Origin of the sequence: Frankia torreyi, from assembly GCF_000948395.1 — a bacterium.
GTDB lineage: Bacteria > Actinomycetota > Actinomycetes > Frankiales > Frankiaceae > Frankia > Frankia torreyi.
Map to the genome: position 1 here is coordinate 21,997 of NZ_JYFN01000020.1, position 13,873 is coordinate 35,869.

Consider the following 13,873-nt stretch of genomic DNA (forward strand, 5'->3'; position numbering starts at 1 on the left):
GACGCATCGAGTCAGGTCGGGCAGCGGGCGTCGTCGGAGTAGATGATGAACGCGTCTGGCGGGATGGTCACCCGCACCGCGGTGCCCGGTGCCAGGCCCGGCAGGCGGCCGGTCGGCAGATCCGCCATCAGCTCCGGCTCGCCGGCCAGGTGGACGCGGACGAATCCGGGGTGCGCGACGACGCGCCGGACGTGATCGGCGCGCTCGGCCTGGCCGGTGAGCCCTGTCGGGCCGCCGGTGACCTGCGCCGGGCCGCCGACGCCCGCCGCGCCGGTGATGCTCAGGTGCACCGCCGACGGGGCGATCGTGGCGAGGACCGGCCCGTCGGCGCACCCCGGGGCCGGCGCGAGCAGCGCGCCGAAGCGGGCGACGCCGCCGCTGACCTGCCCGGTCAGCAGGTTCGCGCCCACGAGCTTCGCCACGAAACGCGACCGCGGACGGGCGACCACGTCCGCGGTCGCGCCCTCGTCGACGACCCGGCCGCCGTCGAGGACGACGAGCCGGTCGGCCAGGGCGAGGGCATCGTTCGGGTCGTGGGTGACCAGCACGGTGCTGCCGGCGTAGGAACTCAGGTGGTCGGCGAGATCGTCGCGCAGGTCCAGGCGTGACTCGGCGTCCAGCGCCGCGAAGGGCTCGTCGAGCAGCAGCAGCTCCGGCCGGACAGCGAGCGCACGAGCCAGCGCCACCCGCTGCGCCTGGCCGCCCGACAGGGTCTCCGGCCGGGCGCCGGCGTGTTCGCGCAGGCCCACCCGGTCCAGCCAGCCCGCGGCGGCGACCCCGGCCGCCCGCCGGCGCACTCCCCGCGCCCGCAGGCCGAAGGCGACGTTGTCCAGGACCGACAGCCGCGGGAAGAGCCGATAATCCTGGAACATCACGCCCACGGACCGTTTCGCCGGCGGGAGGAAGGCGCCCGTGGCCGGGTCGTCGAGGACGCTGCCGTGCAGGACGATCCGGCCGGCGCGCAGGCGGGTCAGCCCGGCCAGGCAGCGCAGGGCCGTGGACTTGCCCGCCCCGTTCGGGCCGACGATGGCGAGCACCGTGCCCGGTGCGGCGGCGAGCTGGGCGTCGAGGGTGAACGCCCCTCGGCTGACGCCCAGCCGGGCCTGCAGCCCGGCGGCTGGCCCCACGGCTGGTCCGGCGGCTGGTCCGGCGGCTGGCTCGGCGGCAGACTCTGCGGCTGGCTCGGCGGTCACGGGTTGCCGACCATCCGACGGCCCCGCAACGCCAGCAGGGCGCCGAGTGACAGCACGAACAGCACCAGGCTGAGCACCACCGCGTCCTGCGGCCTGGTCTGCAGGGCGATGAACACGGCCAGCGGCGTCGTCTGCGTCGTGCCCGACAGGTTCCCGGCGAAGGTGAGCGTAGCGCCGAGCTCGCCGAGTGCCCGGGCCCAGCACAGCGTGGCCCCCGCGCCGAGCGAGGGGGCCAGCATGGGCAGGGTGATGCGGCGCAGCACCATGAGCCGCCCGGCGCCGAGCGTCTCCGCCGCCTCCTCGTAGCGGACGCCGGTCTGGACGATGCCGGCCTCCACCGCCAGGACGAGGAACGGCATCGAGACGAACGCCGAGGCCACCATGACCCCGAGCGTGGTGTAGGGCAGCGAGATCCCGAACTCGCGGTACCCCCAGCGGCCGACCAGGCCGCCGCGGCCGAACGCGTACAGCAGGGCCACCCCGCCGACCACCGGCGGAAGGATCATCGGCAGGGTCACGAGGCCCCGCACCAGGCCGCGGCCGGGGAAACGGCCGCGGGCGAGCAGCCAGGCGAGCGGCACACCGAGCACGATCGCGATCAGAGTCGACCCGATCGGGCAGATCAGGGACAGGTACAGGGCGCTGCGCACGTCGGGGGCGCGCAACTGGACCGGGACCGCGGTCCAGGGCACGTTCACCAGCAGTCCGACCAGTGGCAGCACGAGGAACATCACACCGAGCAGCGCCGGCGGGACCGTCCACAGCGGCAGGCCGTGCCCGCCACGGTGGCCGCCGCGCTCTCGACGGCGCCACGGCAAGCGACGCGGATCCGGCGTCGTCGCATCAGGCGTCATCAGGTTCGGCGTCATCGCCTTCGGCTACAGAGGGTTCGGCTACAGAGGGTTCGGCGTCATCGCCTTCGGCTACAGAGGGTTCGGCTACAGAGGGTTCGGCGTCATCGGGTTCGGCGTCATCGGGTTCGGCGTCATCGCGTGCCGGCCGGCGACGCGGGGATACGGGTGCGGTGTCTCAGAGGGCTAAGGGGGCTCAGGGGGCCAGGAATCCGAACTGCCGAAACTGCTGCTGCGCCGTCGGTGACGACAGGAACGAGACGAACATTCCGGCGGCCGCCGCATGCTTGGCGTTCTTCAGCACGGCCGCGCGGTACTCCGCCGGCACCTGATCGGCGTCCGGGATGTCGATGCCGGTGACCTTGGATCCACCGGCCTTGACGTCGGTGACGAACGCGATGCCCGCGTCGGCGTTCCCGGTGGCCACCTTCTGCGCGACGTCCGGACTGCCAAGTTCTTTCGACGCCGGCTTCACCGTCACCCCGGCCTTCGCCAGGGCGCGGTCGGCGTACACGCCGGCCGGCGTCGACTCGTCCGGCAGCACCACGGTCAGACCGGGCTTGGCGAGGTCGGCCAGGGTGTGGACCCCCTTCCGGTTCCCCGCCGGAACAATGATCTCCAACCGGTTACGCCCGAACACGGTGGAGTCACCGGCGAGCAGGCCGTCCTTCTTGGCCTCCGCCATCGACTCGGCGCCCACGGTGAGCAGCACGTCGCCCGGCGAGCCCTGCTTCACCTGGATGACCTGGGCCGGTGAGTGGCCAAAACTCGGCGACACCGAGGCGGCGGGATGCGCGTGAACGAACTCCTTGTCCACCATCGGCAACACCGTGGCGAGCGTACCCGGCGCGAGCACGAGCACGGATCCGGGCGCGGTGCTGGCGGCCGCCATGCCGCCCATGCCGCCCATGCCGCTCATGCCGTGGCCGCCCATGCCGGCTATGCCCGAGGAGGCGGCCATTCCCGGGGGCGCAGCCATACCTGAGGTTGGGGTCCTGCTCGCTGATACCGAGGGGGTCGCGGCCGGCGCACTTACGCCGGAGCTTCCACTCGAACCACATGCGGTCAGGACCAAGACGAATGTTGTAGCCGCGGCGAACAGCGGCGCTGACCTGCGTAGAACCACCTGACTTGTCACGCTCATGAAATACTGCTGTCCGATGCGGGTCGCAACCCGTTCATTACTAATGGAGCGGAGCTCTCACCCAGGGGCCCACAGGCGGGCCGTTACCCCGTGACCGACCAGGTCCGCGGCACGCGCGGACGGGCGACGGACACCACGCAACGGACGGCGGGCGACGGGCCGGCCTGGGCGGCCGCGGCGGGTGCGTGGGAGAGCGCCTCCATGGTTCTTCTATAGGGTTCCGTGTCCGATTTGTCCCTACACAAGAGCCAGATGGCGTCGTTCCCATGCACACCACCTCTTCGCGGGCACCGCGGGATCTTCGCGTCCAGCCCCGGCTTCGGTGATCACGCGGTTCCGCGGAACCGCGGAACCGCGCCCAGCGTCTCCCTGCGTTCAGGACGATCTTGCTGCGAAGCCGGATCCCACGAGCAGATCGCTCTGCGATACGCGCGCCGGAGCGCCGACCGCCGAAACGGCGCAACTGTGATGACGCAAAGCTGACACCGTGGCCACGGAACGCCGTGATTCACCTAAGATCACCAAATATGACCGCGGTGGGCACGCCGTCGCCTCCCTCCACCCCGCCTCCCTCCACCCCGCCGGCCACGACCGCGCCGTCTCCGACCGCAGCTCGCGGCGCGACGGGCACGGCCGCCGGGGGCGCAGCCGGCACCTTGGGCACGGCCGGCGGACCGAGAACGGGGGGCACCTTGGGGGCGGCCAGCGGATCGGGCACGGCTGGCGGACCGAGAACGAGCGGCACTTTGGGGGCGGCCAGCGGATCGGGATCGGCCGGCGGACCGGGGACGGGCGGCGGCAGGGGCGGCTCGCCCGGGCGCCGCGGGCTGCGGCGCCGCACGGCCACCCCGCCCGGCCGGCTGCGGCTGTTGTCGATCATCGTGACGGTCGGCCTGCTCGTCCTGTGGGTCGCGGCCTTCACCACCGTGCGGGCCCGCCAGCAGGCGCTGCACTCGCTGCGGACTGACAGCGGTCCGTCGCTCATCGCGGCGCAGAGCCTGCACGCCGACCTCTCGGCGGCCGACGCCGCGGCGGCGCGGGCCTTCCTCGCCGGCGGCGTCGAGCCCCCCGACCAGCGCGCGGCCTACCAGCGGGCCATCGCCGACGCGAGCGAGCGGATCGTCGACCTCGCCCGCGCGGGCGGGCCGCGGGAGCCACTGACCGTGCTCACCGAGCGGCTGCCCGTCTACACCGGCGAGGTGGAACGGGCCCGGGCGAACAACCGGCTCGGCCTCGTCGTCGGCGGCGCCTACCAGCGGGCGGCGTCCAGCCTGATGCAGGGCACGATCCTGCCGGCCGCCGACCGCCTCGCCGCCGCGGCCGCCGACCGCATCGACCGCGACTACCAGCAGGCCAGCCGCGCCTACCACCCGGTGGTGGTCGCCGTCGCCGGGCTGGCGACGCTCGCCGTGCTGATCGCCCTGCAGATCCGACTGTTCCGGCGGACCAACCGCATCCTCAACCCGGCGCTGGTGGCGGCGACGCTGCTCGCCACGATCGCCCTCGGGTGGACGATCGCCGCGTTCGGGGTGCAGCGCGCCCGCCTGCTCGACAGCCGCGACGACGGCTACGTGCCGATGACGATGACCGCGCAGGCCCGGGTACTCGCGCTGCGCGCCTGGGGCGACGAAAGCCTGTCGCTGATCTCCCGGGGCAACGGCGCGGACCTCGACGCCGACGCCGACGCCGTCAGCGCCCGGCTGGGCTACGACCCCCAGGCCCGGCCGACCCGCACCGGGCTGCTCGCGACGACCGCGGCGCTGCCCGGCCCGGACCGGCCCGCCCGCGACGCGCTCGCGCCCGCCTGGCAGGCCTACCAGGCCAGCGCGGCGCGGGTCCGCGCGCTCGTCGCCGAGGTCGGCGGGTTCCAGCAGGCCGTCGCCCTGGCTCAGGGCGGCGGCACCGACGCCTTCCGACGATTCGACACCGCGTCGACGGTGGTGTTCGACGCCAGCCGCGGTCGGTTCGAGCAGCGGCTCGCCGCCGCCGACGACGCCCTGGACACGCTGCCGCTGGCCGTCACCGCGGCCCTCCTGTTCGCCGCCGCCCTCGCCCTCGTCGGTATCCAGCTCCGCATCAACGACTATCGGTAGCCGCCGTCATGCCGAAAACCCCGATCACCCCGATCACCACGACCTCCATGACCCCTATGACCCCTATTACCCCCATGATGCTGCCGCGGGTCATCGCGGTGGCCGTCGCGGTGCTGCTGGCCCTCGCCGGCGCCGGCTGCGCGACCGTCGACGCGGGGCTTCCCGCGCAGGCACGGCCGCTGGTCACGACGGCCGCCGCGTCCCCGCCGGCACCGGGCGCCCCGGCACCGGGCGCCCCGGCACCGGCGGGCGGCGCTGCAGGCTGCGGCGATCCGCAGGCCAGTCTGCGGCCACCGCCCGTGCCCCCGGCGCCCGGCGCGATGCCGGCCGGCACGTTCCTCGCGACGATCCAGCACCGCGGCTACCTGCGGGCCGCGGTGCTCGCCGACGTCCCCCCGTTCGGTTCGATCAACGCGTTCACCGGGCAGTTCGAGGGCTTCGACGTGGATCTGGCGAACCGCATCGGCCGGGCGATCTTCGGCGCGGACGGGCACGTGCGGTTCCGCGCGACGACCTACGCCGAGCGCATCCCGGTGCTGCAACGTGGAGACGTCGACATCGTCGTCGCGACCATGACGACGAACTGCGAGCGACGCCGCCAGATCGACTTCTCCACCGTCTACTGGTACGAGACGCAGCGGGTGCTGGTCCCCCTCGACTCGCCCGCCCGCGGCCTCGACGACCTCGGGGGGCAGCCGGTGTGCACCGCGGCGGGGACCACCACGGTGGACACCCTGCGCCGGGCGCCGTCGCACCCGTTGGTGCGGACCGTTCCGAACATCGCCGACTGCCTCGTGCTGCTCCAGTCCGGCCAGGTCGCGGGGATCACGACGACGAGCGCGGTCCTCGCCGGCATGGCGGCGCAGGATCCCCGGGTCCACCTCGTCGGCCCGGGACTGTCCAACGAGCCGGACGCGATCGGCGTCGCCCGCGGCCATCCGGAGCTGACCCGCTTCGTCAACGGCGTGCTCGCCGACGTGCTGCGCGACGGCACCTGGGCCGCGCTGGTCCAACACTGGCTGCCGGCCCTGCGCCCGCCCCCGGCGGTGCCGGTCCCCCGCTACACCGACGGCGGGTGACGCGGCGGCTCGGCTCGGTGTTCCAGGCGGCGCGAGGCAGGGCCGGCCGTGCTGGTCCAGCGACGGCTGCCGGGGCTGCGCCCNCCCCCGACGGTGCCGGTCCCGCCGCGACGCCGAAGGCGGGTCGCCCTCACTACTTCTTCCCAGGCCGGCCGGATTCGCCCTGCTCCCGGGTCCGGACCGCCTAGCATGCCGGCACCGTGAGCCGGGCGAGGTGACGATAAGGCGACATCGCCCCACGGAAGGTGCTCGGCCGATTTACGATCAGCCATCCCGCGGAGTCGGACCGCCCCAGGCGCCCTGACCGCCGCGGCTCAGGGCGGTGCAGGCGCGGGCGTCCCGGCGAGGCCGGGACGGTCGCGAAACGGACGATCGGGGCGGTGGTACTCAGGGCATGGCGGGCATGCTTGATGCCGCGGGGGCGAGTCGCGCGCCACGGGCGGCCGGATCCGCGCGCCTCACCGGCGCCCGCACACCACGTTCCGCCCGGCACGCCCGACCCGCCCGGCCCTGGCCGCGGCGGGCAGCGGGATCGCTCGCGTCGACGCGGGGGGCGTGACCGGCGATGCGCACCCGTTCGGACGTCGACGCGGCCCTGACCAGGCTGCGCTCCGGCAGCGCGCAGCTCGCCGCGGAGCTGCTGGACCTCGACGCCGTCATCGACCGGCACCTCGGCGATCCGCCGCGGCTGCGCGGACGCACCGCCGAGATCGCCGCCGACGCCCGCCGCCGCCTGGTGGGCCTCTGGGAGACCCACGCCGCACTCAACGACCTGCTCACCGCCGCCGCAGCCGAACGGGGAGAGGGCCCACGGCTCGGCGCCCGGCGCACCGCCCGGCTCGCCGCGCTGCTGGACGCCGAGCCCGACGGTGACCGCCCGACCGGCGCCGTGGACGCGGCCGCGGGGCACGACAGTCCCGCCCAGATTCCCGCCCAGCGCCGTCTCGACGAGGCGCTCGCCAACGTCCGCGCCCTACGCGCCGCCGCCGACGAGATCATCGCGGCACGGGCCACGCACCGCGAGGCGCTGGCACCGCTCGGCCGGCAACTCGGCGAGGCTCAGGCAACGGCGCACCGCCTCGGGCTCACCCTGGCCGGCGCCGGCCCGAGGAGCGCCGGCCCGGGCGGCGCCGAGGCCGACGGCGGGTCCGTGGACGACGACGTGTCCGTAGCTGACGGCGGGTCCGTGGACGGCGGGTCCGTGGACGGCGGGTCCATGGACGGCGGCGGGTCCGTGGCCGCAAGCGGGTCCGAGGCCGCAAGCGGGTCCGAGGCCGACGACTGGGTCGTGGACGACGAGGTTCCGGCGCTCGCGACGGCCCGCGCGGCGCTGGCGCTCGCCCAGGTCGCGGTGGCCGCCGACCCGCTCGACGTGCCGGCGGAGCTGCTGGCCGCGGTCGGCGACGCGCTCGCCCCGGCCCTCGACGCCGTCGCCGCGCTCGCGCGGGCACACGACCATCTCGCCGCGGACCTTGCCGCGGCCGACGCGCTGCTGGCGCAGGTCGTCGCGGCCGCGCAGGTCGGCGAGCGCCGTGCCCGGGAGGTCGTCGAGCGGGTCAGCGGCCACGCCGACGGCCTGCTGCGGCTGTCCGACGGGTGGTTCGACGCGCCGCGGCGCGGCCTGCGGCCGTGGCTGGACCGGCTGACCGCTGCCGGCGAGGCCGGCGACTGGCGGCTGGTCGCCTACGGCCTGCCGGCCTGGCGGCGCACCGCCCAGGCGACGCTGGCGACGGCGACGGCGATCGCCGAGGCGAACGCGGCGCCGGTGCGCCGCCGCGACGAGCTGCGCGGGCTGCTGCGCGCGCTGCGAGCCAAGGCCGGGCGCACCGGACTGGGTGAATCCGCCGCGGTGGAGGCCCGCTACGCCCCCGCGCTGGCCGCGCTGGGATCGGCCCCGATCGACCTGGACCGGGCCGAGAAGCTCGTCCGCGCCTACGCGGACGCCCTGCTGGCAGCCGCGCCCGCCCGATACCCCGCCCGATCCGAGGAGCATGCATGACCGAGGCGATCCGGTGTCCCGAGCCGGACTGTGAGGGCGTCATCGAGGACGGTTACTGCACGATCACCGGCCTCGCCTACCGGCCGCCCGGCCTCGCGGTTGCCGACGGCCGTCCCGCCGCGGCGACGACGGCCGGCGGCGTGACCGGTGCGACCCACCCGTCCGGCCACCCGTCCGGCGGAACCGGCGGAACCGGCAGCACCGGCGCGTCCGGCGGAACCCACGCGTCCGGCACATCCGGCGGGACCGGCGACTCGGCGTCGACGGGGGCCTCCGCCTCGCGGCGGTCCCGGCGCGGGTCGGGGAGCCACAGCGCGCCCGACCGGCTGGGCGCCGGGCTGGTGCGCGTGCCCGAGATCGAGCTGCCCGATCCGACGTCGCTGCTGCTCGCCGACCCCCAGCTGCCGCAGCGGCTACGGCTGTGCGCCCGCTGCGGTGAGCCGGTCGGCCGCTCGCGCGGGGGGCAGCCGCCGTTGGCGGAGGGATTCTGCGCGGGCTGCGGGCAGCCGTACTCGTTCCGCCCGGCGCTGCGGCCCGGCGACCGCGTCGGCCAGTACGAGATTGCCGGCGCCCTCGCCCACGGCGGGCAGGGCTGGGTCTACCTGGCCCGCGACCACGGCGTCGGCGGGGNCTTCTGGGNGGNGTTCAAGGGGCTGCTCGACTCCGGCGACCGGCACGCCCAGGCCGCGGCGATAGCCGAACGCCGGTTCCTGGCCGCGGTCGACCATCCGGCGATCGTGAAGATCTACACGTTCGTCGAGCATGCCGGGACCGGCTACATCGTGATGGAGTACGTCGGCGGGACGTCGCTGCGCGAGGTGCTGCGCCGACGGCGGGCCGCCGCCGGCCGGCCCGACCCGCTGCCGGTGGCCGAGGCCGTCGCCTACCTGCTCGCGGTGCTGCCCGCGTTCGCCTACCTGCACCGCAACGGTCTGGTGTTCTGCGACTTCAAGCCGGACAACATGATGGTCGGCCGGGACGCGGTGCGGCTGATCGACCTCGGCGCGGTGCGGCGGATCGACGACCACGACGGCGCCGTCTACGGCACGCTCGGCTACCAGGCGCCGGAGGTACCCACCGAGGGCCCGTCGGTGGCCTCGGACCTGTACACGGTGGGCCGGACGCTGGCCACCCTCGTCCTCGACTTCCGCGGCAACACCTCGACCTACCGGCACACCCTGCCGCCGGCGTCCGGCCATCCGGTGCTCGCCCGGCACGAGTCGCTGTACCGCCTGCTGGTCAAGGCCACGGCGCTCGACCCGGACCAGCGTTTCGCCAGCGCCGAGGAGATGCACGGCGAACTGCTCGGCGTCCTGCGGGAGATCGTCGCCGCGCAGCGGGGCACCCCGATACCGGCCCGCAGCGCACGGTTCACCGGTGACGCCCACCCCACCGGGGAGCCGGCCGACCCGGTGCCCTCGGCGCTGCTGCCGACTCTGCTCCCGGCGTTGCTGCCCGATCCGGACGATCCCGCGGCCGCGGCGCTCGCCGCGCTGCCCGACGTCGCCCCCGGCCAGCTCGCCGAGCTGCTCGGTGCGATGGGTGCGGGCAGCGTCGGCGCCCGGCTGCGCCTGGCCGACCTGCGGACCCGGCTCGGCGAGCACGACGCGGCGCGGGCGCTGCTCGACGCGGTGGCCGCCGAGGACCCCTTCGCCTGGCGGGCGCACTGGCAACGCGGCCTGCTGCTGCTCGCCGAGGGTGACGCGGCGGGGGCGGTCGCGGCGTTCGAGCGGGTGTACGGCGAGGTGCCCGGCGAGCTCGCGCCGAAACTGGCGCTGGCCCGCGCGGCCGAGGCGGGCGGCGACCTGCCCCGGGCGCAGGAGCTCTACGACCTGGTCTCGCGCACCGACGACACGTTCACCAGCGCCGCGTTCGGGCTGGCCCGGGTCCGCCTCGCCGCCGGTGACCGCGACGGCGCCGCGCAGGCCTACCGGCGGGTGCCGCCGGCGTCGGCGGCCCACGTCGAGGCGCGGGTGCGCCTGGCCCGGGTGCTCGGCACCGTCACCGCCGCGGGTGCCCCGGACCGGGCCGGCCTGCTGGCGGCGTCGACGATCCTCGACGATCTGGACCTCGCCCCGGCCGCCCGGGCGACCCTCACCCGAGACCTGCTGGCCGGCGCGCTCGACCTGGTCACCTCCGGCGCGGTGGCGGCGGACCCCCAGGTGAACGTCGCAGGGTCGGCGCTGCGGCCCGCCGCGCTGCGGCTCGGCCTGGAACGCGCCTACCGGACGCTGGCCCGTCTGGCCGCGACGCCCGACGAACGGTACGCCCTGGTCGATCTCGCCAACGGCGTCCGTCCCCGGACGCTGGTGTGACCACGGAGCAGCGCCCGCAGCCGGGCGCCACGCCCGCCGGCGCAACGCCGGATGCCGAGGGATCGCCGGGCGCCGGAGCAATCCCGGGTGTCGAGGGAACCCCGGGCGCTGGAGCAATCCCGGGTGTCGGAGCAATCCCGGGTGTCGAGGGGACCCCGGATGCCGGGCGGTGCCCGGCGTGTGCGGCGGTCGTCTTCCCGCACGACCGGTTCTGCGAACGCTGCGGCACCGGGCTGCGTCCGGGAGACCCGCCCGGTGACCGGGCCGATCTCGATCTCGGCAGCGCCGCGGGGGTGTCCGACCGCGGCCTGGTGCACCGGACCAACGAGGACGGTTTCGCGCTGCGTGTCCTCGCCGGGCCCGTCGACGACCGGCCGGCCGCGACGCTCGCCGTCGTCTGCGACGGGGTGTCGACGGCCCCGGGGTCGGGACCGGCGGCGGTGCGGGCGGCGCGCGACGCCGTCGACCTGCTCGCGCAGCTTGCCGGCATGCTGACGGCGCCGCCGGCCACGCCGCCCCACCCCGGCGGCACCAGCAGCGACAGCACCGGCGACAGCGGCGACAGCGGTGACACCCGCCCGCTCGGTTCTCGTCCCGGCCCGGTGCCGCCCGGCGGGGACACCGCCCGCTGGCAGGCGAGCGCCCTGCGGGCGGCCGCCGCGACCGCGCAGCGCAGCGCCGTTGCGACGATCAGCGGTCCGGACGACGCGCCCGCGTGCACCTTCGTGGCCGCCATCGTGACGCCGGGCCGGCTGACGGTCGGCTGGCTCGGCGACAGCCGGGCCTACCTGATCGACCGGTCCGGCGCGCGGCTGCTCACCGCGGACGACACGCTGGCCGCAGAGGCCGTGCGGGCCGGCCTGCTGCCGCCGGAGCGGGCCGAGACCGGCCCCGGCGCCCACACGATCACCCACTGGATCGGCACGGGCAGCGCGTCGGCGGTCCCCCGCGTCGCCGCGACGGCCCTGAACGGGCCGGGACGGGTGGTGCTGTGCAGCGACGGGCTGTGGAACTACCTCTCGGCCGCGGGTGCCCTCGCCGATCGGATCGCCGAGCTGCCGACCGACGCGCCGGCGCTCGCGGTCGCCCGCCACCTGACGACCGTGGCCCTCGCCCGCGGCGGAGGCGACAACATCACCGTGATCGTCATCGATATCCCGGGGAGCAAGGATGATCACCTTCACCTGTGAGGTCAGCCAGAACGAGTTCCTCGCGGAGGGTTCCGGCGAGGTGCACGCGGTCATCACCGTGGCCGCCCGCGACGAGGCCGCCGCCGCGCCCGGTGTCGTCGCCGGTGTCGTCGCCGATGCCGGCCCCAGCACCGGCCGGCCGGCGGCCGCGGTGGGCGCCGGCGACGCCCCCGGCGCCGCCGAGGTGATCATCTTGGACTGCTCCGGGTCCATGGAGTACCCGCAATCGAAGATCATCGAGGCGCGGCGGGCGGCGCGGGCGGCGATCGACGCGCTGCCGGACGGCGTCGCGTTCGCCGTGGTCGAGGGCACCGAGCAGGCGCGGGTGGTCTATCCGGAGCGCCGGGAGCTGGTGACGGCGAGCGCCGAGACGCGGGCGGCCGCGGGCCGGGCGGTCGCCCGGCTGCGGCCGCACGGCGGCACCGCGATGGGCCGCTGGCTGCGGCTGACCGCGCAGCTCATGGCGTCGCGCCCGGATGCCATCCACCACGCCATCCTGCTCACCGACGGGCAGAACGGCGAGAGCGCGCGGGCGCTGGAGGCGGCGCTGGCCGCGTGCGAGGGCGCCTTCCAGTGCGACTGCCGCGGGGTGGGCGCCGACTGGCGGGTCGACGAGCTGCGCCAGATCTCCACCCGGCTGCTCGGCACCGTGTCGCTGCTGCGCGAGCCCGCCGAGATGGCCGACGACTTCCGCGCCCTCGTCGCCAAGGCGCTCGCCCGCGGCGTGGCCGACGTCGCGCTGCGGGTGTGGACGCCGAAGGGTTCCACCACCCGCTTCCTGCGCCAGGTCTCCCCCGAGGTCGACGACCTGATGCTGCGCGCGGTCGAGGTGAACCCGTTCACCCGGGATCATCCGACCGGCGCGTGGGCGGCGGGCACCCGCGAGTACCACCTGTGCGTCGACGTGCCGCCGGCCGACGTCGGCGACGAGCGGCTCGCCGCGCGGGTGAGCCTGGTCGTCGGCGGCGAGGTTGTCACGCAGGCCCGCGTCCGCGCGGTGTGGACCGAGGACGCCGAGCTGTCGACCCGCATCGACGGCGTCGTCGCCCATTACACCGGGCAGGCGGAACTCGCCCGCGCGGTGCAGGACGGGCTCGCCGCGCGCCGCGCCGGGGACGAGGTCAGCGCCGTGACGCTGCTGGGCCGGGCGGCCCAGATCGCCGCCGCGGCCGACGACGGCGCGACGCTGGACCGACTCGGCAAGGTCGTCGAGATCGACGACCCGGTCACCGGCTCGGTGCGGCTGCGCCGCGACGTGGAGAAGCTCGACGAGATGGACCTCGACGCCGGTTCGACGCTGACGGTTCCCGCGAAGCGGTGAGGCGGGAGACCTGCCCGCTCTGCGGGTGCCCGCGCCGCGCAGCGGGGACGCACTGCCCGGCCTGCGACCACAACTTCGCCACGGGCACCGGCCCGCTGCCGGCGAGGGCCGTGCCCCTGCGCGTCGCGCCGCCGCCGAGTGCGAACACGCCCGGCGGCGGGGCCGGGAGCTGGAGCGCGCGGATCTCCGTCGACCGTGCGTTCTTCGAGCGGGGTGACGACGCCGGGGCGCCCGCCTTTCCCGAGCGGTCCCGTCCGGCGACCGTCGAGCTGACCGCCTCGCGGACCGTCGTCGGTCGGCGCAGCCGCAGCCAGCGCACCCCGCCGGGCATCGACCTGTCCGGCGACCCGGGGGATCCCGGGGTCTCCCGCTCCCACGCCGCGCTGGAACTCCTGGCGGACGGCTCCCTGCGCGTCACCGATCTGGGCTCGTCGAACGGCACCTGGGTCGGCCCGGACCCGGGGCACCTGGTCCGCCTGACGCCGGGCAGCGCCGTCGCGCTCGACGACGGCGACCGGGTGTACCTCGGCTCCTGGACCCGGATCACGGTCCACCACCGGTAGCGCCCCCGACCGCCGCGCCGGCCCCGGTGGCCCTGACGGTCCGAGCCGGGCGAGGCGGGCGGCACGTCCCCTCCCCCGGACCTGACCGAAGGGGTAGGAATTTGTTACGGTTTCACCCATTGCCA

The 13,873-nt window shown here is 75.8% G+C and carries 11 protein-coding genes and 1 pseudogene; 8 read left to right on the forward strand and 4 right to left on the reverse strand.

Translation table 11 applies throughout. The annotated features are described in order from the left end of the window. Positions 1-11: 11 nt before the first annotated feature. The 4 genes from FF36_RS31540 to FF36_RS35950 all read right to left on the reverse strand — a co-directional run bounded on the left by FF36_RS31540 (position 12) and on the right by FF36_RS35950 (position 4,068). A complete protein-coding gene (locus tag FF36_RS31540; protein ID WP_242418885.1) occupies positions 12-1,127 on the reverse strand; it encodes an ABC transporter ATP-binding protein in 1,116 nt (371 codons plus the stop codon). A 62-nt stretch (positions 1,128-1,189) separates the two neighbouring features. Next, positions 1,190-2,011 (reverse strand): ABC transporter permease, encoded by an 822-nt coding sequence (locus FF36_RS14115; RefSeq protein ID WP_242422503.1) that lies wholly within the window; start codon positions 2,009-2,011, stop codon positions 1,190-1,192. 229 nt (positions 2,012-2,240) lie between these two features. Continuing rightward, entirely contained in the window at positions 2,241-3,023 is a 783-nt protein-coding gene (gene modA, locus FF36_RS14120; RefSeq protein ID WP_157866955.1) for a molybdate ABC transporter substrate-binding protein, read from the reverse strand. Between the two features lie 673 nt (positions 3,024-3,696). Beyond that, positions 3,697-4,068, reverse strand: coding sequence for a hypothetical protein (locus FF36_RS35950; protein WP_199865394.1), 372 nt, complete (start codon positions 4,066-4,068; stop codon positions 3,697-3,699). On the opposite strand from FF36_RS35950, the gene FF36_RS14130 reads away from it, so the two are divergent. The 8 genes and pseudogenes from FF36_RS14130 (at position 4,058) to FF36_RS14160 (ending at position 13,748) form a co-directional block, all read left to right on the forward strand. Continuing rightward, positions 4,058-5,281 (forward strand): hypothetical protein, encoded by a 1,224-nt coding sequence (locus FF36_RS14130; protein WP_242418899.1) that lies wholly within the window; start codon positions 4,058-4,060, stop codon positions 5,279-5,281. The two genes, FF36_RS35950 and FF36_RS14130, sit on opposite strands and share 11 nt — an antisense overlap. A 56-nt stretch (positions 5,282-5,337) precedes the next feature. Further along, positions 5,338-6,360, forward strand: coding sequence for a glutamate ABC transporter substrate-binding protein (locus FF36_RS14135; protein WP_242422504.1), 1,023 nt, complete (start codon positions 5,338-5,340; stop codon positions 6,358-6,360). A 565-nt stretch (positions 6,361-6,925) separates the two neighbouring features. Then, positions 6,926-8,359 (forward strand): hypothetical protein, encoded by a 1,434-nt coding sequence (locus FF36_RS14140; protein WP_044885515.1) that lies wholly within the window; start codon positions 6,926-6,928, stop codon positions 8,357-8,359. Beyond that, positions 8,356-8,989, forward strand: a 634-nt coding sequence (locus tag FF36_RS37920; protein ID WP_277912932.1) for a serine/threonine protein kinase, incomplete at its 3' end; no start/stop codon positions are given. The genes FF36_RS14140 and FF36_RS37920, both read left to right, overlap by 4 nt. A 13-nt stretch (positions 8,990-9,002) precedes the next feature. Then, positions 9,003-10,674, forward strand: a pseudogene (locus FF36_RS14145) (serine/threonine protein kinase); the annotation flags it as partial. Next, the gene (locus tag FF36_RS14150; protein ID WP_242418886.1) at positions 10,671-11,864 is read left to right on the forward strand and encodes a protein phosphatase 2C domain-containing protein; all 1,194 of its coding nucleotides are present in this window, start codon (positions 10,671-10,673) and stop codon (positions 11,862-11,864) included. The pseudogene FF36_RS14145 and the gene FF36_RS14150, both read left to right, overlap by 4 nt. Then, positions 11,845-13,185 carry a VWA domain-containing protein gene (locus tag FF36_RS14155; RefSeq protein ID WP_044885517.1) on the forward strand — a complete coding sequence of 447 codons (1,341 nt, stop codon included), beginning with the start codon at positions 11,845-11,847 and terminating at the stop codon, positions 13,183-13,185. The genes FF36_RS14150 and FF36_RS14155 overlap by 20 nt, the downstream gene beginning before the upstream one ends. Continuing rightward, the gene (locus FF36_RS14160; RefSeq protein WP_044885518.1) at positions 13,182-13,748 is read left to right on the forward strand and encodes an FHA domain-containing protein; all 567 of its coding nucleotides are present in this window, start codon (positions 13,182-13,184) and stop codon (positions 13,746-13,748) included. Before FF36_RS14155 ends, FF36_RS14160 begins: the two co-directional genes overlap by 4 nt. Positions 13,749-13,873 lie beyond the last annotated feature (125 nt).